This is a genomic window from Sphingobacterium sp. Mn56C, from assembly GCF_049319645.1.
GTDB lineage: Bacteria > Bacteroidota > Bacteroidia > Sphingobacteriales > Sphingobacteriaceae > Sphingobacterium.
In genome coordinates this window covers 126,687-150,132 of the sequence record NZ_JBMOUC010000005.1, presented here as the reverse complement: position 1 = coordinate 150,132, position 23,446 = coordinate 126,687, and the positions used below count along the sequence as shown (strand labels likewise).

At 40.8% G+C, this 23,446-nt stretch carries 22 protein-coding genes; 15 read left to right on the top strand and 7 right to left on the bottom strand.

Annotated features, from left to right (window positions below; genetic code table 11):
* Window positions 1-159: 159 nt before the first annotated feature.
* From rbfA to ACL9RF_RS13475, 4 genes are read left to right on the top strand one after another with little or no spacing between them, the layout of a single operon-like run.
* Window positions 160-531: a 30S ribosome-binding factor RbfA gene (gene rbfA, locus ACL9RF_RS13490; RefSeq protein WP_422801158.1), complete on the top strand. Its 372-nt coding sequence runs from the start codon at window positions 160-162 to the stop codon at window positions 529-531.
* Between the two features lie 21 nt (window positions 532-552).
* Complete coding sequence (aat, locus tag ACL9RF_RS13485) at window positions 553-1,230, top strand: leucyl/phenylalanyl-tRNA--protein transferase (protein WP_422801157.1); 678 nt, start codon at window positions 553-555, stop codon at window positions 1,228-1,230.
* Window positions 1,199-2,287: an aminotransferase class V-fold PLP-dependent enzyme gene (locus tag ACL9RF_RS13480; RefSeq protein WP_422801156.1), complete on the top strand. Its 1,089-nt coding sequence runs from the start codon at window positions 1,199-1,201 to the stop codon at window positions 2,285-2,287. The genes aat and ACL9RF_RS13480 overlap by 32 nt, the downstream gene beginning before the upstream one ends.
* Window positions 2,277-2,918, top strand: coding sequence for a hypothetical protein (locus ACL9RF_RS13475; protein WP_422801155.1), 642 nt, complete (start codon window positions 2,277-2,279; stop codon window positions 2,916-2,918). The genes ACL9RF_RS13480 and ACL9RF_RS13475 overlap by 11 nt, the downstream gene beginning before the upstream one ends.
* Window positions 2,919-2,992: 74 nt before the next feature.
* Here the strand turns inward: ACL9RF_RS13475 and tsf are convergent, their stop codons facing one another.
* The 4 genes from tsf to rplM all read right to left on the bottom strand — a co-directional run bounded on the left by tsf (window position 2,993) and on the right by rplM (window position 5,670).
* Window positions 2,993-3,829, bottom strand: a complete 837-nt coding sequence (gene tsf, locus ACL9RF_RS13470) for a translation elongation factor Ts (protein WP_422801154.1) — start codon at window positions 3,827-3,829, stop codon at window positions 2,993-2,995.
* Between the two features lie 174 nt (window positions 3,830-4,003).
* Entirely contained in the window at window positions 4,004-4,810 is an 807-nt protein-coding gene (gene rpsB, locus ACL9RF_RS13465; protein ID WP_422801153.1) for a 30S ribosomal protein S2, read from the bottom strand.
* Window positions 4,811-4,828: 18 nt separating this feature from the next.
* The gene (gene rpsI, locus ACL9RF_RS13460; RefSeq protein ID WP_422801152.1) at window positions 4,829-5,215 is read right to left on the bottom strand and encodes a 30S ribosomal protein S9; all 387 of its coding nucleotides are present in this window, start codon (window positions 5,213-5,215) and stop codon (window positions 4,829-4,831) included.
* Window positions 5,216-5,226: 11 nt separating this feature from the next.
* Complete coding sequence (rplM, locus tag ACL9RF_RS13455; RefSeq protein ID WP_422801151.1) at window positions 5,227-5,670, bottom strand: 50S ribosomal protein L13; 444 nt, start codon at window positions 5,668-5,670, stop codon at window positions 5,227-5,229.
* A 212-nt stretch (window positions 5,671-5,882) separates the two neighbouring features.
* Between rplM and ACL9RF_RS13450 the strand changes: the two genes are divergently transcribed.
* The 5 genes from ACL9RF_RS13450 to ACL9RF_RS13430 all read left to right on the top strand — a co-directional run bounded on the left by ACL9RF_RS13450 (window position 5,883) and on the right by ACL9RF_RS13430 (window position 11,597).
* Window positions 5,883-7,601 (top strand): tetratricopeptide repeat protein, encoded by a 1,719-nt coding sequence (locus ACL9RF_RS13450; RefSeq protein ID WP_422801150.1) that lies wholly within the window; start codon window positions 5,883-5,885, stop codon window positions 7,599-7,601.
* Complete coding sequence (locus ACL9RF_RS13445; RefSeq protein WP_422801149.1) at window positions 7,591-8,358, top strand: DUF4292 domain-containing protein; 768 nt, start codon at window positions 7,591-7,593, stop codon at window positions 8,356-8,358. The genes ACL9RF_RS13450 and ACL9RF_RS13445 overlap by 11 nt, the downstream gene beginning before the upstream one ends.
* Window positions 8,359-8,456: 98 nt before the next feature.
* A complete protein-coding gene (locus ACL9RF_RS13440; protein WP_422801148.1) occupies window positions 8,457-9,722 on the top strand; it encodes a murein hydrolase activator EnvC family protein in 1,266 nt (421 codons plus the stop codon).
* A gap of 82 nt (window positions 9,723-9,804) precedes the next feature.
* Entirely contained in the window at window positions 9,805-10,017 is a 213-nt protein-coding gene (locus ACL9RF_RS13435) for a twin-arginine translocase TatA/TatE family subunit (RefSeq protein WP_422801147.1), read from the top strand.
* 137 nt (window positions 10,018-10,154) lie between these two features.
* A complete protein-coding gene (locus tag ACL9RF_RS13430; protein ID WP_422801146.1) occupies window positions 10,155-11,597 on the top strand; it encodes a LysM peptidoglycan-binding domain-containing protein in 1,443 nt (480 codons plus the stop codon).
* Between the two features lie 136 nt (window positions 11,598-11,733).
* Here the strand turns inward: ACL9RF_RS13430 and ACL9RF_RS13425 are convergent, their stop codons facing one another.
* Together ACL9RF_RS13425 and ACL9RF_RS13420 are read right to left on the bottom strand one after the other, a co-directional pair.
* The gene (locus ACL9RF_RS13425) at window positions 11,734-12,249 is read right to left on the bottom strand and encodes a phosphoribosyltransferase family protein (protein ID WP_422801145.1); all 516 of its coding nucleotides are present in this window, start codon (window positions 12,247-12,249) and stop codon (window positions 11,734-11,736) included.
* 97 nt (window positions 12,250-12,346) lie between these two features.
* The gene (locus ACL9RF_RS13420; RefSeq protein ID WP_422801144.1) at window positions 12,347-12,904 is read right to left on the bottom strand and encodes a C40 family peptidase; all 558 of its coding nucleotides are present in this window, start codon (window positions 12,902-12,904) and stop codon (window positions 12,347-12,349) included.
* Window positions 12,905-13,386: 482 nt separating this feature from the next.
* Here ACL9RF_RS13420 and thrA point away from each other — a divergent pair, with 482 nt between their 5' ends.
* From thrA to ACL9RF_RS13400, 4 genes are read left to right on the top strand one after another with little or no spacing between them, the layout of a single operon-like run.
* Window positions 13,387-15,834 (top strand): bifunctional aspartate kinase/homoserine dehydrogenase I, encoded by a 2,448-nt coding sequence (gene thrA / locus ACL9RF_RS13415; protein ID WP_422801143.1) that lies wholly within the window; start codon window positions 13,387-13,389, stop codon window positions 15,832-15,834.
* A 32-nt stretch (window positions 15,835-15,866) separates the two neighbouring features.
* Window positions 15,867-16,871, top strand: a complete 1,005-nt coding sequence (locus ACL9RF_RS13410; protein WP_422801142.1) for a homoserine kinase — start codon at window positions 15,867-15,869, stop codon at window positions 16,869-16,871.
* Window positions 16,872-16,897: 26 nt separating this feature from the next.
* Window positions 16,898-18,205, top strand: a complete 1,308-nt coding sequence (thrC, locus tag ACL9RF_RS13405) for a threonine synthase (RefSeq protein ID WP_422801141.1) — start codon at window positions 16,898-16,900, stop codon at window positions 18,203-18,205.
* Between the two features lie 23 nt (window positions 18,206-18,228).
* Window positions 18,229-19,413, top strand: a complete 1,185-nt coding sequence (locus ACL9RF_RS13400) for a class I SAM-dependent rRNA methyltransferase (protein WP_422801140.1) — start codon at window positions 18,229-18,231, stop codon at window positions 19,411-19,413.
* A gap of 43 nt (window positions 19,414-19,456) precedes the next feature.
* Here the strand turns inward: ACL9RF_RS13400 and ACL9RF_RS13395 are convergent, their stop codons facing one another.
* Window positions 19,457-20,503, bottom strand: coding sequence for a 3-oxoacyl-ACP synthase III family protein (locus tag ACL9RF_RS13395; protein ID WP_422801139.1), 1,047 nt, complete (start codon window positions 20,501-20,503; stop codon window positions 19,457-19,459).
* Window positions 20,504-20,575: 72 nt separating this feature from the next.
* On the opposite strand from ACL9RF_RS13395, the gene ACL9RF_RS13390 reads away from it, so the two are divergent.
* On the top strand, window positions 20,576-20,857 hold the full coding sequence (locus ACL9RF_RS13390; protein ID WP_422801138.1) for an ATP-dependent Clp protease adaptor ClpS: 282 nt from the start codon (window positions 20,576-20,578) through the stop codon (window positions 20,855-20,857).
* A 79-nt stretch (window positions 20,858-20,936) separates the two neighbouring features.
* Window positions 20,937-23,429 (top strand): TonB-dependent receptor domain-containing protein, encoded by a 2,493-nt coding sequence (locus ACL9RF_RS13385; protein WP_422801137.1) that lies wholly within the window; start codon window positions 20,937-20,939, stop codon window positions 23,427-23,429.
* Window positions 23,430-23,446: the final 17 nt, after the last annotated feature.

The window sequence follows — 23,446 nt, the reverse complement described above, 5'->3', positions numbered from 1 at the left end:
TTGCCCGAGACAAGTCTTTTTTATGCTTTATAGCTTTGTTTAGACCGATCTTCATGGCAATATAACAGCCATACCAATCGAAATAATTATATTTGTGGAAAGAGACAAGGCGTTAAGGTTTTGTTTCTTAATTTATAGGGATACATAAAAATTACTACAATGGGTACAGAGAGCAAAAGACAGCAACGTTTTGCCGGTGTAATTCAACAGGACCTGGCTGAACTTTTTCACCGTGATGGGAAGGCATGGGCGCCAGGAGCGTTTATTACGGTTACAAAGGTACGTGTAACGCCAGACTTGGCCATTGCACGGGTTTATTTAAGTTTTTTGAATACCAATACCGCCGCGCAGGATATTGCAGCCATTAAAACGAAGACGAATGAAATTCGGTACAAACTTGGAACTCGTATAAAGAATCAAACTAGAATTGTGCCTCAGTTGGAGTTCTTTTTGGATGATACAAATTCCTACGTCGAACATATGGATAAGTTATTTGATGAAATCAGTAAAGAAACTAGACAGCCAGATTAAATAATCTGGCTTTTTTAACCCATGATATTTCAGTTAGATAATACGCATTACGATTTTCCGGATCCTTCCTATGCGGAGGAAGATGGTTTATTGGCTGTGGGAGGCGATTTATGTACCGAAAGGTTACTCAAAGCGTATAGCTTAGGTATTTTCCCTTGGTATAACGCAGATAGCCCCATTCTTTGGTATGCACCTTTAGACCGCTTTGTCTTACGACCTGAAGGGGTTAAGGTGAGCAAAACTATGCAGAAATTGCTGGCAAAGAATACTTTTGATATCACCTTTAATCAAAGTTTTGACGCGGTAATTAAAAATTGCTCGAACATAACACGTAAAGATCAGGACGGTACCTGGATTGTGGATGATATGCAGGAAGCATATGGCAGATTGCATCGGGAGGGCTATGCCCATAGTATTGAGGTATGGCAAGCAGGTGCTTTAGTTGGTGGGTTATATGGTGTGTTGTTTGGCGAGGTGTTCTGCGGCGAAAGTATGTTTGCAAAAGTTTCGAATGCATCTAAAGCGGCCCTAATTTATCTTTGTCAGAATTTTAATATTAAGTTAATTGATTGCCAGGTGTATACGGATCATCTTGCTTCTATGGGGGCTGTAGAAATTGAAGCGGCATCTTTTAGAAGCTACCTAAACAACCAAACCTTTACAAAAAATGGATTACAAAAGTTATTTCGATATTCCTGAAGGGATATCTTATTTTAATACCCCAGGAAATGGCTTGCTACCCAAGAGCCACCATGCCTGGCGGAGACAGCGGGAGTATGATTTTTTTAACCCGAAGGGTGATCTTCGTGAGCAGCAGGGGCCATTTATAGATACTGTTAAAGCGGCTTTTGGTGGGATGTTTAATTGCCCGACAGCGAATATTTTTGCGGTTCCGAATTTTTCATTCGGTTTTAATACACTGATGGAAGGTTTGGATAGCAGCTTAAGCTGTGCCTTACTACATGAAGATTATCCATCCTTAAATTACCCTGTACTATATCGGGGTTTCCCTGTGGAATGGATTACTGTAGACGCTGCTATTGAAACAAACATCCGTGCGGTTGTAGCAACTAAAAAACCAAAGATTTTGCTGTTAAGCATTGTACAGTATGTATCCGGCGTTAAAATTGACTTAGACTTTATTAAGCAGTTAAGGAATGATTTTCCGGATTTGCTAATTATTGGCGATGCAACGCAGTATTTAGGTACGGAGCCCTTTGACTTTTTGGCCTCTGGTTTTGATGCCGTTGGTGGAAGCGGCTATAAATGGCTTATGGCTGGTTTTGGAAATGGCTATTTTATGGTTTCCGATAGGTTAAAAGCAATGCTTTACGCTAAGGCGCAGCAAATGGATAGACCTACGGAGGCGATGTGGAGTAACAAAACAATTTTGAATACCTTTTTTGAGCCGGGGCATCAAGATACGTTGAGCCATGGTACGCTGCTGCAATCTATTAATTTTTTTAATGCGATTGGATTGGAAAATGTTCAGGCTTATTTAAACGAACTCAGAGATTATGCCTACCAAGCATTTAAAAAGCATAATTTATTGCTACCTATAGCGGAACAGCGCGCTCTAAAATCGTCGGTTGTGAACTTACAAATTCCACCGGAATGGTACCCCCAATTATTGGAACTCGGTATTCGTTGTTTCCCTAGGGGTGGGGGTATACGGATTGGTCTACATATTTATAATGATAAAACAGATATTGATTATCTGATAAAATCGATAGAAAGGATAAAAAATGAACTATAAAATCGGAGATTTAGTACGGTTTGTCGATGAACCTATTGAAGGACATATAACGTCTATACAGGCCAACGATATTATTGGGGTGACAGACGATACAGGTTTTGAAATACCTGTGCTGAAAACAAAGGTTACCTTGGTGCATGGAAATATGCGTTTGCCGGAGGATGATCGGGAGGAAGAGCTGTTTACCAAGAACCTTCCTTTTGTGGGTAAAGGTATTTTTATGGCCGTAGCAGGTGAGCAAAAAGATGGCTTGGCAAAATTCTATATCGTTAATGAAACATCTTATGAATTGTTGGTGAGCATTGCCGAAGTATCGGGTAGCAAAACCACAGGTGTATTTGCGAATAGCATACCTAAACACGACTATGCGCAGGTGTATACCGCAAATTTCTCCTCAGTTGGTAAATGGCCGACCTTTCAGCTACAGATTTTACGCCATAGCCGGGATCTGCAAACCCAAACCCAGCCTATAAGTAAGGAATTTAGGGTAAAACCTTTGGATTTGATAAATTCGAAGGAAAGGGTAGAAATGCTGCAGGAAAAAGCATGGCTTTATGAGTTGGATAAAGTGGAGGAGGATATTGGCCTGGATAAGCTGAAAAACCATTTTATCTCCCATCGGCCTAGATAATACTTTGCAGTTGAACTAAAAAAGCCGGATTTCAAAAGACAATGAAATCCGGCTTTTTCTATTTTTATAAAAGCTTATGCTCCTAATTGTACGCGTTTGAAAGCAGTAACTGTTAATCCTTTAGCTACTGAATCTAAGAATTGAGCGATGTTTTTCGAAGAATCTTTAACGAACTCTTGGTTCAATAAGGTAGATTCTTTATAGAATTTGTTCAATTTACCAGCCGCGATTTTCTCAACCATTTCTTCTGGTTTACCTTCAGCACGGATTTGCTCTTTAGCAATTTCCAACTCACGCTCGATAGTTTTTGAATCAACACCATCTTTATCGATAGCTACAGGGTTCATGGCTGCAATTTGCATAGCAACGTCTCTACCTGCATCTTCAACACCTTCAGCATCAGCAGAAAGACCTACTAACACACCTAAACGGTAGTTACCGTGGATGTAAGCAACAACTTTATCTGCAGCAACAGTTTCGTATTTAGAAACGTCGATTTTCTCGCCGATAACACCCGTTTGCTCGATTAACGCTTCAGAAATAACTTTTCCATCAACCGTTAATGCTTTTAATTCTTCTAAAGAAGCTGGTGTATTTTCTAAAGCTACCGCAGCGATTTTCTCTGCGAAAGCTACGAAATCAGCATTTTTAGCTACGAAGTCAGTCTCACAGTTAACCTCAACAACAACACCAATTTTACCATCAGCAGTAGCTTTAGCGATAACAACACCTTCGTTAGAATCACGGTCTTGACGGCTTGCAGCAACTTTAGCGCCTTTTTTACGTAAATAATCTACAGCCGCTTCGAAGTCTCCGTTTGCTTCTACTAATGCTTTTTTACAATCCATCATACCTGCGCCGGTTTGTTGACGCAATTTGTTTACATCTGATGCAGAAATTTGTACTGACATGATATTTTCTTTTTTTAATAAAATTACACCTGAGTTATGAACAATGTTAACAAACTGTGTGAAAACATTGTTAAGTTTTGTCTTTTAAACAAAAAAACCGGAAAAACAGCGACGGTTAAGGAAGTTTATCTTCCAGAAACCTACACTTGTTTATCCGGCTTATGTTAGAGAATATTATTCTCCGTCTTTTGCTTTACGAGTGCGTTTTCCTGGAGCAGCATCTGTTGCTTCACCATTATCTACTGCCGCTTTTGCTGCTGCAGCTTCTTTTTCCGCATCTTCTTCTTTGTCGCGTTTACGCTCATCTAATCCTTCAACGATAGCTTGACCGATAATACCAGCGATAAGGCTAATAGATTTAGTAGCGTCATCATTTGCAGGAATTGGGAAATCAATGTTTGTAGGATCAGAGTTTGTATCTACCATTGCAAAAGTAGGGATATTCAATTTGATAGCTTCTGCTACAGCGATGTGTTCTTTTTTCACATCGATGATAAACAATGCTGCCGGTAAACGGTTCAAATCAGCGATACCTCCTAAAAGGTTTTCTAATTTGATACGCTCACGTTGAATCATCAACTTTTCTTTTTTAGACAATACATCGAATGTACCATCTTTTTGCATTTTGTCAATGTTAGACATTTTTTTGATAGACTTACGCACTGTTGCAAAGTTTGTAAGCATACCTCCTAACCAACGCTCAGTAACATAAGGCATGTTTACTGCCTTCGCTTGTTGTGCGATGATTTCTTTTGCTTGTTTTTTCGTTGCTACGAATAAAACTTTACGACCTGATTTTACGATTTGTTTGATAGCTGATGCAGCTTCTTCCAATTTCGTAAGAGTTTTGTTCAAGTCGATAATGTGGATTCCGTTACGTTCCATGAAAATGTACTTCGCCATTTTCGGGTCCCATTTACGAGTAAGGTGACCAAAGTGAACACCTGCATCCAATAATTCTTGATAAGTAGTTCTTGCCATTTTGTGATCCTCCTTTGATTAACGTTTACTGAATTGGAATCTTTTACGTGCTTTACGACGTCCTGGTTTCTTACGCTCAACCATACGGTCGTCACGTGTTACTAAACCTTTCGCGCGTAATGCAGGTTTTACTTCTGGGTTAAGCTCAACTAAGGCTTTAGCAATTGCTAAACGTACGGCCTCAGCTTGACCTTTAACACCACCACCTTGAACGTTAACTTTCACATCAAAATTTGCTAATGACTCTGCTACAGATAAAGATTGTGTAACAATGTATTGCAATGGCAATGTTGGGAAATACTCTTTGTAGTCTTTACCGTTTACGGTAATGTTTCCGCCACCAGCTCCTAAGTAGATACGAGCAACAGCAGTTTTTCTTCTTCCTGAAGTGTTAGTTGTTGACATAATGTTTCTCCTTAAAATTTAACTGGTTGAGGGTTCTGTGCCTCATGTTTGTGCGCTGAACCGGCATAAACAAAAAGGTTTTTGAATAATTGACGACCTAAACGGTTTTTAGGCAACATACCACGTACCGCTTTCTCAATGATGCGCTCTGGGTGTTTTGCCATTAATTCTTTTGGAGAAACGAAACGCTGACCACCTGGGTAACCTGTGTAACGCACATAAGTTTTGTCACCTAGTTTGTTTCCAGTCAACTTGATTTTGTCTGCATTGATAACAATAACGTTATCACCGCAGTCTACGTGTGGGGTAAAAGAAGGCTTGTGCTTACCACGAATTACTTTCGCAATTTCGCTTGCCAAGCGCCCCAAGATCTCGCCCTCAGCGTCAACAACAATCCACGCTTTGTTAACGGTGTTTTTGTTGGCAGAGACAGTTTTGTAACTTAACGTATTCACTTGCTTTTATTTAATTAATTAATACTATTTATTAGATTGTAATCACTACAATCGGAATGCAAAGGTACAGTTTTTATTTTTAATATCGCAAATACCTGCTTTAAAAATATTTTAACATTAATTAAGAGGTCTAAAATAAACTTTTAGCTGTGATAATGCGCAATTTTGTGCGTAATAAGCTACCTTAGTGATAGCGTATAATGATATAAACGATGATAAAAGATTTGGTTACTATTAATAAAAACTATAAAACCTTAAAGAAACTTGTATTTGCGCTTTGCTTTTGGGCTGGTTTAAGCCATGCGCAAGCACAAACGGTGCAACCTTATCGGGAGCAATTGCTGCTGGTAGAAAGTAAACTTAAATCTGGCGATTTTGCACAGGCCTTAAGGGAGATGGATAATATCACGGATAAATATCCGCAAGCTGCAGATGTATATTATGCTAAAGCCTTAGTGCTCGGGCAAACCGGAGACTACGACGGTGCCCTCATAAATGCGAAGCTGGCCTATCAATACGACCCTAGCTTGGCTTATGCCAATTATGTTTTGGATCTGTATCGTGCCAAGCAAAATATACCGGATGCGATAGCCTTATTAAAGGAGATGCGCGCAGCGCACCCTCAGGTGAGTTCTATTTCTCGGGATCTGATATCGCTGTTTTCTAAACAGGGAAATATGGATGAGGTTACAGCCATCTATCAGGATGAACTAAAAAAAGGCTATGGCTCGGATACTTTAGAGGTCGTTATGGGCGAGCATTATATAGCCCATGAGAAATATAACGATGCTGTAGTATTGTTGCGCCCATTGGCGGGGAAGTCTACCCTGCGTGAAGTGTATTCTGCCCTGGGGTATGCGTACTTGCAGGATAAAAAGACGAAACAAGCGCTGGCGGTATTAGCGCAGGGCATGAAAATAACAAATGACCCTATCTTAAACCTGGACTTAGCAGCTGCTTACAAGGAAGATCATAAATCTAAGCTGGCATTTGATGCCTTGTTAAAGGCGTTTGAATCCAATAAGGTAGAGTTTATGGATAAACACCGCATTATGCTTAACCTCCTTGTGCCTGATGTGAAGGACTTCTCTCTGGATCAGGTGCAGCTTTTAGCCAATGCCTTGGTGCTGGTGCATCCGCGGTATGCCGAAAGCCATGTCATGAAGGGGGAGGTACTTTGGCGTCGTGGTAAAATGACGGAAGCCCGTGCTATGTTTATGACTGCAGTTGGGTTAAACCCTAAACATATCGATGCCTGGCGTATGTTAATTAATACGGATTTAGGCTTAAATGAGGTCGATCAGGCGATCCGTCATGGTGAAGAATCTTTAACGGTAAATCCTGGAAATCCGATGCTGTTATATTTTACAGGATTAGCCTATATGGTGAAGGAGAATTTCGATAGAAGTAGGCAGTTCCTGGAATTGGCTCTGGATCATAGCGAAGAAGAAAATAGTTATTTACGCTCCATTATTTACAGCGCTTTAGGTGATCTGTATCATCAGTTGAAAATGGAATCCGCTTCGGATGTAGCCTATACCGAGTCTATAGCCTTGGATAGCACTAATGTTACGGCGATGAACAATCTTGCTTATTACCTTTCATTGCGCAAGCATGATTTAGATAAAGCGGCTGCTTTATCTAAAAAGTCGAATGAGTTGGAACCAAATTCGCCAACCTTTCAAGACACTTATGCCTGGGTGCTGTTTCAGCAGGAGAAGTACCAGGAAGCCTTAATATGGATAGAAAAGGCCGTCAAAGCATCGGCTGTACCGTCGGCGGTATTATTGGAACATTATGGCGATATTTTGAGTAAAGTTGGCAAACAAAAGGAGGCTATAAAACAATGGGAAAAAGCACTTACCTTGGGTGTAGGTATAGATAAGGAAAAGGTACAGCTAAAGATTAAACAAAAAAACTATGTGGAATAAGTGGTGGATAGTACTAGGTATTGCCTTATTGGCAGTAGGTTGTAAAACAAAAAAAAATATTACAGGGCAGCCTAAAATCGATGTAGCAAAGCCTAATGCCGGCGAGGCTTTTGCCATAAATAACTTAGATTTCCATACTTTTACCGGCAGGGCAAAGGCTAGGGTAGAGCTGGGTAAGGATAAGCAAGACGTTACGATGCATATCCGTATACAGCGGGATCAGGCTATCTGGATATCTGTAACCGCTACGGTTTTGAATTTTGAGGCCGCACGGGTGCTTATTACGCCGGATAGTGTCAAGATTTTAAATAAAATGCAAAGTGAGTATATAGCCAAGCCTTTTGTGTATATACACCGGTATACGGGCCCAGGCATTAGTTTTGCCAATTTACAAGACCTGCTGATGGCCAACGTTTCACGTGCTTTAATACGCACCGACCAAATGACAGTGGCTAGTGCAACCGATGAAGTGCAGCTGGTGGGAGTAAAAGAAAATGTTTCTTTTCAGTATAGTTTAAATGCGAATAATAGACCAAAGGTGTTTCGGTTGAACTTGTTGGGAAGCGATGAAAATTTGGAAGCTTTTTATGGCAACTTTAATACGGTATCGGGATTTAGTTTTCCACATAACCAGAATATTAAGTTAAACGCGCACCAGATTGTCGTTAATGCTTTGCTAGACTATAACAGGGTGGATTTTAACCAGGAGGTGGATATGCCTTTTACGGTTCCACAGCGTTATAAACGTGTGGATTAGTCTTAAAAGGTGTTAAATTCCAATTTTTATTAGGCTAGTACTTTAGATATATTTATTTTTGGTGGTTTCACAAAAAGCTAATTAACAAATAGCAATACATGAGTTTTAAGAAAGTACTTTTTAGTATCATTATAGTATTTGGCTGTACCCAGATTTCTTTCGCGCAAAGTAGTGCGCAGCTAAAAAAGCAATTGGAGAAAATTAATGCCGATATTGCTGCATTGTCGAAGGAATTGGCGGCTAAAACAAAGGAAAAATTGCTCTCTCAAAGGGAGGTTAATGCCTTGAGCCAGCAGCTGCGTCTTCGGGAGGATAAAATTGTGGTCATTAACGCGGAGGTCAGCAATTTAAGTAGGCAGATAAATGAGAACACAAAATCTGTGCAAGCGTTGAAAGCCGAGCTGGAAAAAATGAAGGCCGACTATGAGAAGATGATCATGTTTGCTTTTCGCAATAAAAGCGCTTATAATAAAATGATGTTTATTTTCGCTTCTAAAGATTTTAATCAGGCTTTTAGAAGGGTGAAATATTTGCAGCAATTTACAGATGCCCGAAAAATTAAGGTGAATGAAATTGAGGGGGTGAAAAAAGAAATTGAGTTGAAAATCGCGCAATTAGAACGGGATAAAAAAACGCAGAATGAACTCTTAAAGGAGCAACAAAACGAACGTAGTATTATCGCAAAAGACCGCTCTGAACATCAATCGCAATTGAATCAAATTGCCAATCAAGAGAAAGATTTTAAAGGTCAGCTGACACAAAAACAACAAGAGAAGAAAAAGACGGAGGCTTTAGTGCGTGCTGCTGTACAACGTGAAATTGCGGAACAGCGTCGTAAAGAGGAGTTAGAGCGTAAACGTTTGGCAGAGCTGGAAGCCAAAAAGGTGGGTAAACCTGTCGCTGAGGTGGAGAAGAAAACACCTAAGAAAACGGATAGTGAAGTGCTGCGCGCAACACCTGAATCCGCAAAACTTTCGGCCGATTTTAAATCAAATCGTGGTAGCTTACCGTGGCCTGTGGCGCAGGGAAATATTATTCGCGGTTTTGGTCGTAAAGTTGTTGGCGGTTTAACTTCTGATGATATGGATGTGGCTATCCGTACCTCTACAAATGCGGGTGTTAAGGTGGTGTTCGATGGCGAGGTTGTGCAGGCATTGCCTGGGGTTGTTGTTGTAAAACATGGGGAGTACTTTAGTTTTTACTCTAACTTAGCTTCCGTGTCGGTAAGACGTGGACAAAAGGTAAGCCGTGGACAGCAGATTGGTACGGCCGGCAGTGATGCAGATTTAGGCTATTCGTACGTGAACTTTGGATTAATGCAGGGTATGCGGGAATTTGACCCATCACCTTGGTTAGCAAGATAGTTACAGAATATATAACTTATAATAAGTATATTTGTCATTCTGTACTTTAAATAGATTATTTATTAAGCATAATATAAAGAAAATGTATACATCAGGATTGTTATTCATAGGAACCCAAGAAATTATCGTTATCGTTGTTTTGGTTCTTTTATTATTTGGAGGTAAGAAAATTCCGGAATTAATGCGTGGACTTGGTCGCGGTGTTAAGGAGTTTAAAGATGGACAACGTGAAGATAGCTCATCTTCGGATGTTTCTAATACGAATACACCAAATGAAAATAAGAACAATCCGTAAATGATTGTTTAAATATAGGGTAAAGATTTCATTATGATTTTGTCGTAATGGAATCTTTATTTTTTTTGCCCTGCCCTCACCGTTACCAATTTACCAATATAGCGCTATAGGGTTAGGTTTACTTAAAACAGAACCACATGAGATTTCCGATTTATTTATCTTTTGTTGCTGTACTTACTTTTTCCTCAGTTAAAGCACAAGAAATAGCAATTGATCGTAATAAAGAAGAACTAAATAGTTCCTTAATAAGCATTATAGAAATACAAAAACGGCAGCTTAGTGCCGATCTGGATTCCATCAAAGAAAATGTTGACCCTAGACTCGAGGTTGCTCCGGAAGATATAGGGATTTTAAGACGGATGCGTGCCGTTACCAAAGATATTCCATTAGATTTTAACTCGCAGGTGAAAAGCTATATTGAAAAATATACGTCACAAAATTATCGACCTTATATGAACAGGTTGTTGGGGTTAAGTAGGCATTATTTTGGGATTTACGAAAAGGTATTCAAGGAAGCTGGGGTGCCGGACGAAATTAAATACCTCTCTCTAGTGGAGTCTTCCTTAAACCCTCACTTGATATCTACTTCCGGTGCTGTAGGACCGTGGCAGTTTATGTATGGTACGGCAAAATTGTATGATTTGGATATGAACAGCAATATAGATGAACGTAAGGATGCTTATGCTTCTACCTATGCCGTAACACAGTACCTGAAAGAAGCCTATAATCAGTTTGACGATTGGTTAATTGCTTTAGCATCCTATAATTGTGGGCGTGGTTGTGTTGCCAGAGCCATCACCCGCTCGGGTATTGAGTCGCCAACATTTTGGGAGCTATCGCCCTATTTACCCCAGGAAACCCGTAATTATATTCCGAAGTATATCGCTATGACTTATGTGTTGTCTAATGCCGAGTTTCATGATATCCGTCCGGTTTCTACGGAATTAGATATGCCCAATACACTGATGATGGTCGATAAAACTGTTGATCTTGCAAACATTGCACATGCTGTTGGGGTAAGTTTAACTGTGTTAAAAACATATAATCCTGCTTTTAAAAAGAATAGGATAGAGGCGTCTATCGATAACCCAGTTCGTTTATTATTGCCGCAAACCAGCAATATTAATGATAGCTTATTGTATGTTGCCCTGAATAGCTTAACACCGCTGGCACAGGGGGAGCCAGACAAGGATAATGGTCCGGCAGACATTATACGCCATAGCGTACCACAAAGGTATAAGGTGAAACCCGGAGAAACGCTAGCGACAGTTTCGCGCAAGTTTGATGTTTCGGTGCAGAACCTTCGTGCCTGGAATAATCTTAGCAGCAAAAGCCCTATTGTGGGGCGTAGTCTTATTGTAGAAAAAGCCATAGACAATAAGCTTGCTAAAAATGTGGGTACCGCCAGTAAAAAGAAATCGACTACAAATGTTATGCTGTATACCGTTAAAAGCGGAGATTCTTTAGAACGTATTGCCAATAGACATAAAGGGGTAACAGTGGCGCAATTAAAAAGTGATAATAACCTGAAAGGAAGTTTGATAAAACCTGGAATGAAGCTTAAAGTAAACCTGCGTTAAGGTTTTATTTATTTGGCCTGTACTTTAGGGCTGATTAGGCGTTATTGGGTGTAAAAAAGGTTGCATATTGTTGTCTATTACAACAGTATGCAACCTTTTTTATTTAATAGCAAATTTTGTGCGCTGTAGCCTTAGGTTAAATTAACCATGCAGCATCTTCTTCGTTGTCAAATTCTTTTAGACAGACCTCCACATTTTCTTTTAGTATGGTTGATAGCTTAAGGCCGTAAAAGTCGCTGAATATTGGGAATTTATGATGACTGCGGTCTATAAGTACTGCAGTACGCATTTTCTTTAAGGGTACATTTATAAATGCGCCGAGTGCATATGCTAAGGTACGACCGCTGTTTAATACATCATCGATAACTATGATAGCCTTATCTTTGGCTAATTCTACAGGTTGATCTGTGCTTGCTTCTAAGTTGCGTTTATTTTTTTGTATGGTAACTTTTATCAGTTCGATTTCCTTATCCTTGGCAATTTCCTGAAGGATTTTTTGCAAGCGATGTGCAAAAATATAACCTCGGTCGGCAATACCTACCAATACAATATTTTTTTCCTCGAAGTTGTCTTCCAGTATCTGATAGGCGATACGCTTAGATTTTTGTTGTATTTGCGCTTTGTTAAGTATTAAAGTTTTCTTCGTTGACATAGCATAAGTTTGACTAGGCTAAAATAAATAAAAAAGTCCGAATGCAGGGTTTACATTCGGACTTATTAAATAATTTTAAATATTTTCTTCGTATGGATTAATAGCTTGAAGCATCTGCTGTCATTGTACGGCTATCATCTTTATTCGGGCGGCCACCATTGTAGTAATAACGTTGCCAGTAAGCTTCATTAAGGTTACTTACCATAACACCTTTACTGGAGGATGCATGTGCAAACTTATTATCGCCTAAATAGACACCAACATGGGTAATACTTTTACTTCTGATTTTGAAAAACACTAAATCTCCGGGTTGAAGATCATTTTTACGTACTGGAGTTACGTTGTCAAACTGATTGCGGCTATTATAACCGATAGTCGTATTGAATACGTTTTCATAAACCGCTAGAGAAAACTTAGAACAGTCGATACCATTTTTAGAATCTCCTCCTAATCGATAAGGCGTTCCTAACCAATCATAAACAAACTGGTAAAGTTTAGTGTTTGTGGTCGCATTTACCGCAACACCCATAATCTGCGAAAAATATTCTTTCGCTAGATTATCTTGATCCCCTTTACTTTTGTTTGTTGTTTGTGCGTGCGAGACTAGACAAAAGCCTATAAATAGCATTCCTGCTATTAGTTTTTTTGTGTTCATTAAATCGCTTTTTTTTAATTACAACTTCCTTCACATTCGCTATTTTTTATCGAATGCTGAACGAATATAAAGCTTAAAGCTTACGTTTGCAAATTTTTTGACATAAGTTTAACAAACTTTTAACATATTTAAGCGTTGTTTTTGCTGATAATCAGCGCCTTATTGTTTCCCTCCTTTAGGGTATTTAACATAATTTGTAATGTTTTAACGGCTTTTAAGTTTTTATTAATTGAAAATAAATTAAAAAATATTTGATTTTATTGAATTTATTGTACTATATTTATTAAAATTTTAAAATAACAATGTTTAATACAGCGATTATTTCAACTATTATTATTACCACCGGCTATAAAACTCGGAGGAAGTAATTCTATTGTTATATCGTAAGTACACACAATATAAAAGCCTTCCTCCAAATTGGGGAAGGCTTTTTTTGTATCTATAATTGATTAAGCTATTAACAAAAAAATATATTAAGACCAATGAAAGTATTAAAATTTGGAGGGACTTCGGTTGGAACGGTAGAAAGTATACAGGCTGTTCTATCAATTGTAAAGGAAGCATATGAAAAGGGGGAACAGCCTTTAGTCGTTTTATCGGCAATGTCGGGTGTTACGAATCTTTTAACACAGATGGCGGAAAATGCTGCCGAAGGCAAACCTTTTGATACGGACTTAAAAATTTTGGAAGAGCGTCATTTCGAGGTGGTGAAAAAACTTATCGCCGTAAAATATCAAAATCCTGTATTTACCCGTTTGAAATTATTATTGAATGAACTGGATGATATTTTGCAGGGTGTCTCTGCATTGAAAGAATTAAGTGCCCAAAGTAAAGATCTTATTCTATCCTTTGGGGAGCGTTTCTCGAATTATATGCTGTCGAAAATTATGGAACAGGATATACCGGCTGCTAGCTACCTGGATGCGTCCTATTATATTAAAACGGATAGTAATTTCGGCCATGCGGGTTTAAATGAGACCCTAACAACGCAACTTATACAATCGTTGACCTTTAGCCATGCCGATAAGCTTTTATTTGTAACGGGTTTTATCGGTTCGAATGAGGCCGGTCGTATTACCACCTTGGGGCGTGGTGGGTCGGATTACACAGCAGCTATTTTTGGTTCGGTATTAAATGCTACGGTTATTGAAATATGGACGGATGTTAACGGAATGCTTACCGCAGACCCTCGTATGGTGAAGAAGGCTTTCTCCCTGCCGGTATTATCTTATACCGAAGCGATGGAGCTTTCCTATTTTGGGGCTAAGGTTATTTATCCGCCTACGATGATTCCTGCGTTTATGAAGAAAATTCCGATTGCTATACGCAATACCTTCGAGCCGCATCTTGCTGGTACAATTATACAGTTTGATTCGGGTTGCTCGACTTATCCAATAAAAGGTATTTCCAGCATTTCAGATATTTCTATAATTAACCTATCAGGTTCTGGTATGATTGGGAAATCGGGCTTTTCAGGTCGTCTGTTTACCTTATTGGCACGTGAGTCTATTAATGTGGTGCTGATAACGCAATCTTCATCGGAGCATAGTATAACCTTCGCTGTGCAGCCTAATGAAGCGCAAAAGGCCTTGAAGCTGATTGCTGCGGAGTTTGAATTGGAATTGGCAGCGGGAAAACTTCTTATGCCCGAAGTAGAAAACAATCTTTCAGTATTGGCTATCGTTGGCGAAAATATGAAACGTACGCCTGGTATGTCTGGGAAGCTGTTTCATGCTTTGGGGCGCAACGGTATCAATGTGCGTGCCATTGCTCAAGGGTCTTCGGAGCTTAATATTTCGGTAATTATAGGTAAAAGTGATTTAGCAAAAGCATTAAACGCTGTCCACGATGCTTTTTTTGCTGAACTTAAAAAGACTTTGCATGTATTTTGTTTAGGAACAGGAAATATTGGAGCGACTTTATTTAAGCAATTGTATAAGCAGCATGACTTCTTGTTGGAGAATAACGATATTGACATTCAGGTGGTAGGGATTTGTAATTCCCGGAAAATGGTATTCAATGCGCTTGGCATAGACCTTGGCAATTGGCAGGCTGTACTTGACGAAAAAGGTGAGCTGGCCGATATGGGTAGTTTTATAGAGAAGATGAAATCAATGAACCTTCCAAACTGTGTATTTATCGATAACACGGCGAGTCCGTTGCCGGCGACGTATTATGTGGATATCTTTAAAGCCAATATCTCTGTGGTAACCTGCAATAAAATTGCCAATTCAGGTGATTATGCGCAGTATAACCTTTTGCACGAAACCGCCCGTAAACATGGAGTCGATTTCTTCTATGAAACCAATGTTGGTGCAGGCCTTCCGATTGTTAGGGTGTTAAAAGACTTGATGCTGAGTGGGGATAGAATCTTAAAAATCGAAGCCATTCTATCGGGTACAATTTCATATATCTTCAATAATTTTATCGGGGATGCCTCTTTTTATGAGGTGGTGAAAAATGCGCAGGCCTTAGGGTATACCGAGCCTGACCCTCGAGATGATTTAAGTGGGGTAGATTTTATGCGTAAAATGTTAATCTTAGGGCGCGATGCTGGACATGCTATTGAATCTGCTGATGTAGCATTAGGGGCTATACTTCCTGAGGCATGCTTAAGCGCAGCATCTGTGGACGATTTTTATACCGAATTATTAAAAGCGGAAAAGTATTTCAATGCCTTAAAAGATAAAGCCGCAGCCGAGAACAAGGTCATCCGTTACATCGGTAAACTGGAAGATGGTAAAGTTTCTATTGCTATGGAAATGGTAGGCGATAATCACCCATTTTATGCCCTTTCTGGTAGTGATAACATTATATCATTTACCACCGAGCGGTATAAAGAAACACCGTTGGTGGTAAAAGGACCTGGCGCAGGTGCTGAGGTTACAGCTGCAGGGGTGTTTGCCGATTTAGTGAATGTTGGCGCTTAATAAGTTTTAATCTGTTGTAATAAATATATAAAATGTCTGTAGATAATAAATCCGGAAATCTGGTCCATAAAAAGATAGATTTTGCCCATATTTTAGAGAAAGTACGTGTTTTTGCTCCAGCTACGGTAGCCAATATGATCTGTGGTTTTGATGTGCTAGGTTTCGCTGTTGACGAGCCTGGTGATGAGGTGTTGATGTATCGTGTGGCGGAGCCTGGCGTGCGTATTCGTGCCATTAAGGGTGATGCTGGCCGTTTACCTTTGGATCCACAAAAAAATACCGTAAGTGCTTGTGTTCAGATGCTGTTAACAGACTTGGGTATAGAAAATGAATTGGGTATTGAGATTGAATTAATAAAACATATGCCTATAGGTTCGGGATTAGGGTCTAGCTCGGCGAGTACCGTTGCCGGTCTTTTCGCTATAAACAGCCTCCTGGGCAACCCGTTATCTAAGGAAGAGCTCATGCCTTACTGTGTGGAGGGCGAGCGCTTAGCATGTGGCCATGGCCATGCCGATAATGTGGCCCCGGCACTGCTGGGGGGCATAACGCTCATCCGTGGGTATGCGCCTTTGGATATGGTGCGTTTGCCGGTACCTGAGGAGCTCTATGCCGGTATTGTATTCCCACAGGTGGATGTACCGACACGCGATGCTAGGCAGCTTATTAAAGAAAAGGTAGCCCTGAAGGATGCCGTAACCCAATGGGGAAATATTGCCGGCTTGGTGGCGGGTTTATTTCAAAATGATTATGACTTGATTAGTCGTAGTATGCACGACGTTATTATAGAACCAACGCGCGCAATTCTTATTCCCGAGTTCTATGCCATGAAACAGATTGCTTTAGATAACGGTGCTTTAAGTTTTGGTATTTCGGGCTCAGGGCCTTCCGTCGTAGCCATTACCCGTGGGCAGGAGGTTGCTCAAGTCGTTACCGAAAAAATTCAACAACACCTTTCTGCCAACGACATCGACAGCTTCAAATATGTGTCGTCGGTAAACATCGATGGCCCGAAAGTATTACCATTTAATGCATAATTGACTATTTTTTACGTTATTATACCATGATATTATACAGTACAAACAATAAAGATCTGCGTGTTTCTTTTCAAGAAGCTGTTTTTAACTCCTTACCTGAAGATAAAGGTTTATATATGCCGGTGCATATTCCGACTTTAGACCCCTTGTTTATCCAAAATATACAGCAATATAATTTACAGGAAATTGCGCTTACAGTCGCCCATGCCCTAATCGGGGACGATATTCCTCAGGAAGATTTAAAGAAAATTATCGATGAGGCTATAAATTTTGATGCACCCGTAAAACTATTAGATCCACAAACGGCAGTGCTGGAGCTATTTCATGGGCCGTCGTATGCATTTAAAGATTTTGGCGCTCGCTTTATGAGCCGTGTTATGGGGTATTTCTCTAAGCAGGGAGAGCAGTTGTTGGATGTTCTTGTGGCTACATCGGGTGATACGGGCGGTGCTGTGGCATTGGGCTTTCTGGGTGTTGCAGGTACACGTGTAACGATTTTATATCCGAAAGGGAAAGTTTCTAAAGTGCAGGAAGAGCAGTTAACAACCAATGGACAAAATATTCGTGCTTTAGAGGTTGATGGTACTTTCGACGATTGCCAGGCGTTGGTAAAGGAGGCCTTTGGCGATGCGGAGCTCAATGGAAAGCTGCGCCTTACATCGGCAAACTCTATAAATATTGCACGCCTTATTCCGCAGACTTTTTATTATTTCTGGGCCTATGCACAACTAAAGACACAAGGTATAGATCAGGTGGTATTTACCGTTCCTAGTGGGAATTTTGGTAATATTGGCGCCGGATTACTGGCCTATAAAATGGGGCTTCCGGTAAAACATTTTGTGGCTGGCACGAATGTAAACGATACGGTACCTCGTTTTCTGACATCGGGGACTTACAGCCCTAAAAGCTCCGTACAAACCCTGTCGAATGCAATGGACGTCGGCAATCCAAGCAACTGGGTGCGTATCCAAGACCTTTTTCATCATAATTTAGATGCGCTGAAAGCGATGGTAACCTCGTATACCTATACCGATAGAGCAACACAAGAAGGGATGGACGAACTGTACGAAAAATACAAATACGTCGCCTGTCCGCATACTGCCATTGCTTATCTCGCAGCCGAGGCCTACCGTAAAGATAATCCAGGTGCATATGCGTCGGTATTTCTATCTACAGCACATGCCTGTAAGTTTCCAGATGCCATCGATGCTGATATTTTTGAAAAGGTCGACTGGCCAGCGGGTGCTGAAAAGTTAGCCGAAAAGGAAAAACAAGCCGCGGCCCTTTCCACAGATTTTGCTGCATTTAAAGCGTATCTTTTAACGAATTTGTAGTCAAATTCGCTATTTTTGCTGCGATGAATAAAATAACCCTTAATAAAGGTAAAGATAAGGCAGCATGGCAATTGCACCCCTGGGTGTTTTCGGGTGCTATTGCCAACATACAGCCCGGCATTTCCAATGGTGATGTCGCGGCGGTATATAATTGCGATAATGAGTTTATTGCTTATGGTATCTACAACAACAGCTCGCGGGTGGCGGTGCGCTTGTTGGAGTGGGACCCGAATAAAGAGATTAACGAGGCATGGTGGCGTAACCGAGTGAAGAAAGCGGTAGGGCATAGAAGGCATTTACTGCGAGATAACAACGATACGGTGCGCCTAATTTTTGCTGAAGCGGATTTCTTGCCCGGCTTAATCGCGGATAAGTACGCCGATTTTATTTCCATACAGGTGCATGCGGCAGGGGTAGAGCGTGTTAAAGCAATTATTGTCGATGAGTTGGCGATACAGTTAGCGCCAAGGGGTATCTATGAGCGTAGCGATCTTAAGTCGCGCGATTACGAAGGTCTACCCGATACCAATGGCCTATTATGGGGCGAGCTACCACCGGAATTTGTCGACATTATTGAAAATGGTATTCAATACCAAGTGAATATTATCGAAGGGCAAAAGTCAGGCTTTTACTGCGACCAGCGTGAAAATAGAGCCCTAACAGCACAGTATGTTCAGGGTAAAAATGTGTTAGACTGTTTCTGTTATTCAGGAGGTTTTACATTAAATGCATTCCGCCAAGGGGCAGCAGCAGTAACCTCGGTAGATAGCTCTGCATTGGCGATAGAAACCTTAAAGAATAATGTAATACGCAATGGTTTTGATACCCTAAAACATACCGCAGTGCACGCTGATGTAAATAAATACCTGCGCCAGTTGGGGGAGGAAGGGGCAAAATTTGATCTTATTGTACTGGATCCACCGAAGTATGCGCCTTCACGCTCTACGCTTGAAAAAGCTTCTCGCGCCTACAAAGATCTAAACAGAAGAGGGTTACTGTTATTAGAAAGTGGCGGTCTATTGGCTACATTTTCATGCTCGGGAGCCATGGATATAGATACCTTTAAACAAGTATTGGCTTGGGCAGCCCTTGATGCCGGCAAAGAGATTCAATTTATCCGACAGTTTTCACAACCAGAAGACCATCCTGTAAGGGCCTCATTCCCCGAGGGTGAATACCTGAAAGGGTTATTGGTGCGTGTGGTTTAAACATAGTATGCAGTTCTTGGTTCTTTATAACCAAGAACTGAACTTAAAATCTTACCAAAGCAGCGCCCCAAGTAAAACCGGCACCAAAAGCAGCCAAGCATACCAAGTCGCCAGGTTTTATTTTTCCGGCTTCCCAAGCCTCAGAAAGCGCTAAAGGCACAGACGCCGCCGTAGTATTTCCATATTTCTGAATGTTATTAAACACTTTATCATTGGGAAGCTGTAATACTTTCTGTATGTATTGCGATATCCTTAGGTTAGCCTGATGCGGTATGAGCAAGTCGATATCGCTGGTAGTGAGGTTATTTTTAGTTAATGCCTCCAGGATGACCTCCGGAAACTTTACTACCGCTTTTTTAAATACGGCCTGTCCGTCCATGTATGGGAATATAGACCCATCTTTCACCAGCTCCTCCGTCATAAAAAGACCGCCAAGCTCAACATCTGGCCATACCGGAGGGTTATCCAGGTGCATACCATTTGCCGAGCCCGGGTAATACATAGCCAACTTTTCCGCATCCGTCCCGTCGGCATGCAGGTGCGTGCTTAGAATACCCGATTTGGAATCGTCTGTAGGCTGTAAAACTACCGCCCCGGCGCCATCGCCAAAAATTACAGACACCGCACGTCCACGCGTACTGAAGTCCATCGCAAAAGAATGTTTCTCCGAACCTATGACCAGGATATTTTTGTACATACCGGTTTTAATAAACTGGTCGCCAATGGAAAGAGCATAAATAAAACCCGAACACTGATTACGGATATCCAAAGCACCCACTTCTTGCATACCCATTTCCCGCTGCACCAACACTGCACATCCCGGAAAATAATAGTCTGGAGAGAGTGTAGCAAAAATTATAAAGTCTATATCCTGCGCAGTAATACCGGCACGTGTTATAGCCATCTCTGCTGCTGCTATCCCCATACTGCTGGTCGTTTCACCGAAGCGATCGGCAAAACGGCGTTCCTGGATCCCTGTTCGTGCCTGAATCCATTCGTCGCTTGTATCCATAAATCGGGTAAGGTCATGGTTGCTGTATATATTTTTCGGAACATAATGTCCTATACCAGCAATTCGTGTCTGAAACATAATGCTTTACTTAAGTTTATTCAAATTGTGTCAAAATTACTCTTTTTTTGAAAAATACACTATTTTTGTCTTATGAGTGTAGAAACGGCGCAGGAAACCTTTACCTTAGAAGAAATTTTGGCATCAGTAAAAGAGAGTCATCGTTTAATATTATGGAATGATGAAATTAATACCTTTGACCATGTAATCTATTGCTTAATGCATCATTTACAGTATACTGAACCCGAAGCGGAACGCATTGCTTGGCAGGTGCATACCGCTGGAAAATGTGCCGTTCTGGAAGGCTCTTTCACGGAGATGGAAGTGTATCGCAAAATCCTTAAATCTGAAGGATTAACGGTTTCCGTAGATTAATTATAGGTAATAAAATAGTTACGATAGTTGATTTTTGTGACGAATTAAGCATTTTTGTGTTTAGACAGCTCACTTCATTATGCAACTTAAACGATTAAGCTTCATAAAGCTTATACACTTCTTATTCTTATTTATCCCTCTTTTTTCATTTGCCCAGCAAGGAGCATTACGTGTGAAAGTGCTGGAGGCAGGTAGTAGTGATCCTGTAATGGGCGCTAGTGTAACCTTATTAAATCCAACAACGAAAGCCCCTGTTTTAGGCCGACAAACCAGTACTGAAGGTGTCGCCTTAATGTCTGACGTAAAAACCGGACGCTATATTTTGCAGATTTCTTTTGTGGGAATGGTCGATTATTTAAAAGACAATGTATTGATCGAAGCCGGAAAGACCTTGGATTTAGGGACGATTTCACTGGAAGAGGCCGGAAAGGAAATTGGGGAGGTTGTGGTGCAAGGCCGCGTTCCGGAGTTACAGTTGGGTATCGATAAAAAGGTATTTGATGTATCACAGAGTATGGTATCTGCAGGAGGTACCGCGCAAGATTTATTAGGCAATGTACCGACGTTACAGATGGATGCAGATGGCTCGTTGAGTTTACGGGGGTCGTCGGTTCGAATCTTAATTGATGGTAAAGAATCGGCCATGGCGGGTTCAGATGTGAACAAGCTCTTACAATCTTTACCGGCAGATGCGATAGCAAAAGTGGAAATTATTACCAATCCTTCTGCCAAGTATGATGCTGAAGGTCAGACGGGTATTGTAAATATTGTTCTGAAAAAGAATATTCGTACCGGTTTAAATGGTACGGCCAATGTTACGGCAGGTAGTTATGATACCTACAATGCAGGCGTAACTTTAAACTATAGAAATAATAAGTTTAATTATTTTGGTAACTATAATTTCCGCCGCGGTAATAACCCTGGGGAAAATGGTGGACGTACCGTAGAATTGATTAATGGTGAAGAAACGGCAGCATCTAGTATTACCAATACATCGGCAGAAAGCTTTAGAAAAGGAATGAACAATTCGTTCCGCTTGGGCGCTGATTATTATGCCAACGATAAAACTACCTTTAGCTTGGGTGGGAATATGAGTATACGCGATAATAAACGTGGTGATGATATCTTGTATACCTTTGAAAACCAGTTTAACAACCTGTCGAATCGTGTTACCCGTCAGAAAGAAAATGACCTGGGGTATGATGTAACCTTCGACTTTAAGCGTACGCTGAAACGCGAAGGTGAGGAGTTAACGGCGAATGTTACGTATGGTAGTGATAAGGAAGATGGTACGAACACTTTTTACCAGACTTATGATGTAAATTCTCGTGAAAGCCGACGTACCAGCACGACCTACGAGAAGGGTAAAAACTGGAATATGCAGGTGGATTATGTTTTGCCATTAGGGGAGAATCATAAATTTGAAGCGGGGTACCGTAGTATTATCCGTAACTCGGATGAAAACCAACTTTCTGACACCTTATTGTCTAATAATAATTGGGGCCGCGACTATCGTGCCTCAAACTATTTCGATATGGAATCTGGGGTACATGCGCTGTATGCTAATTACCAACGTCAACTTGGCTCTCGTTTTGGCGTACAGGTAGGATTACGCGCCGAAGATGCGTATTTAAAAACAAAAATTACAGGTTTCGATAGCTTGGGCGCTATCGGCCCTACCAATAATGGGCGCTTGGATTATTTTAGGCTGTACCCAAGTGTATTTTTAAGTTATAATGTAAACCAAGGGGGGGATAAAGTGCAGCTTTCTTACTCAAGAAGGGTGCAACGCCCTAGAGGTTGGCAGGTAAACCCCTTTGTGAGCCTTTCCGACGAGTTAAATATCCGTCAAGGTAATCCAAATCTCTTACCGGAGGATATTCATTCGGTGGAATTAAGCTTCGCCAAATTCTACGATACATGGAATTTTGTTACTTCAGCGTATTACCGTCGTGTTAACGATATGATTCAACCGCTGCAGTTGGGTACTGACGATCCTATTGCTAATGAATATTTAGCCGGTCGTGGGAATGCTACCTTTATGCGTTGGGAGAACATGGGGAATCGCAATAGTGGCGGTGTGGAAATCGTGTCTAAGGTGAATATTTTTAAATGGTGGGATGCAACGGCGAATGTAAACTTATTCTACCTAAAGGTTAACCCGGATAAGGCGTTTAATCTGGCATCTCGCGAAGGCTTTGCCTGGAGCTCCAATCTAACCACGAATGTGAAGTTTGCGAAGTCTACATCGTTGCAGTTGCGTGGCGATTACAGAACGCCAATGAATACTGCACAGGGAAAAATGCACCGCATGTATGGTGTAGATGCGGCAATTCGTCAGGATGTATTAAAAGGTAAAGGTTCTTTGTTGTTTAATGTTCGGGATTTATTTGACTCCCGTAGATTTAGCAGCGAGTCGTATTTGGCAACGCGATATATGGAAAATTATTTCCGCTGGTCTAAACGCACCGTAAGTCTAACATTTTCATACCGTTTCGGTTTACAAGACTTAAGTAAAAATAAACGTAATCATCAGGAATCAGCTCCTATGGAAGGTGAGGGTGGATATTAAGAGAAGATTATAATTTT

Bases quoted from the DNA above. Each gene is read 5' to 3' on its own strand.
- ACL9RF_RS13475 (WP_422801155.1), top strand. From the start codon at position 2,277: ATGAACTATAAAATCGGAGATTTAGTACGGTTTGTCGATGAACCTATT.
- ACL9RF_RS13385 (WP_422801137.1), top strand. From the start codon at position 20,937: ATGCAACTTAAACGATTAAGCTTCATAAAGCTTATACACTTCTTATTC.
- ACL9RF_RS13440 (WP_422801148.1), top strand. From the start codon at position 8,457: ATGAGTTTTAAGAAAGTACTTTTTAGTATCATTATAGTATTTGGCTGT.
- rpsI (WP_422801152.1), bottom strand. From the start codon at position 5,215: ATGTCAACAACTAACACTTCAGGAAGAAGAAAAACTGCTGTTGCTCGT.
- rbfA (WP_422801158.1), top strand. From the start codon at position 160: ATGGGTACAGAGAGCAAAAGACAGCAACGTTTTGCCGGTGTAATTCAA.
- ACL9RF_RS13450 (WP_422801150.1), top strand. From the start codon at position 5,883: ATGATAAAAGATTTGGTTACTATTAATAAAAACTATAAAACCTTAAAG.
- ACL9RF_RS13400 (WP_422801140.1), top strand. From the start codon at position 18,229: ATGAATAAAATAACCCTTAATAAAGGTAAAGATAAGGCAGCATGGCAA.
- tsf (WP_422801154.1), bottom strand. From the start codon at position 3,829: ATGTCAGTACAAATTTCTGCATCAGATGTAAACAAATTGCGTCAACAA.
- ACL9RF_RS13445 (WP_422801149.1), top strand. From the start codon at position 7,591: ATGTGGAATAAGTGGTGGATAGTACTAGGTATTGCCTTATTGGCAGTA.
- aat (WP_422801157.1), top strand. From the start codon at position 553: ATGATATTTCAGTTAGATAATACGCATTACGATTTTCCGGATCCTTCC.
- ACL9RF_RS13425 (WP_422801145.1), bottom strand. From the start codon at position 12,249: ATGTCAACGAAGAAAACTTTAATACTTAACAAAGCGCAAATACAACAA.
- thrC (WP_422801141.1), top strand. From the start codon at position 16,898: ATGATATTATACAGTACAAACAATAAAGATCTGCGTGTTTCTTTTCAA.
- rpsB (WP_422801153.1), bottom strand. From the start codon at position 4,810: ATGGCAAGAACTACTTATCAAGAATTATTGGATGCAGGTGTTCACTTT.
- ACL9RF_RS13435 (WP_422801147.1), top strand. From the start codon at position 9,805: ATGTATACATCAGGATTGTTATTCATAGGAACCCAAGAAATTATCGTT.
- ACL9RF_RS13420 (WP_422801144.1), bottom strand. From the start codon at position 12,904: ATGAACACAAAAAAACTAATAGCAGGAATGCTATTTATAGGCTTTTGT.
- ACL9RF_RS13390 (WP_422801138.1), top strand. From the start codon at position 20,576: ATGAGTGTAGAAACGGCGCAGGAAACCTTTACCTTAGAAGAAATTTTG.
- ACL9RF_RS13430 (WP_422801146.1), top strand. From the start codon at position 10,155: ATGAGATTTCCGATTTATTTATCTTTTGTTGCTGTACTTACTTTTTCC.
- ACL9RF_RS13480 (WP_422801156.1), top strand. From the start codon at position 1,199: ATGGATTACAAAAGTTATTTCGATATTCCTGAAGGGATATCTTATTTT.
- thrA (WP_422801143.1), top strand. From the start codon at position 13,387: ATGAAAGTATTAAAATTTGGAGGGACTTCGGTTGGAACGGTAGAAAGT.
- ACL9RF_RS13410 (WP_422801142.1), top strand. From the start codon at position 15,867: ATGTCTGTAGATAATAAATCCGGAAATCTGGTCCATAAAAAGATAGAT.
- ACL9RF_RS13395 (WP_422801139.1), bottom strand. From the start codon at position 20,503: ATGTTTCAGACACGAATTGCTGGTATAGGACATTATGTTCCGAAAAAT.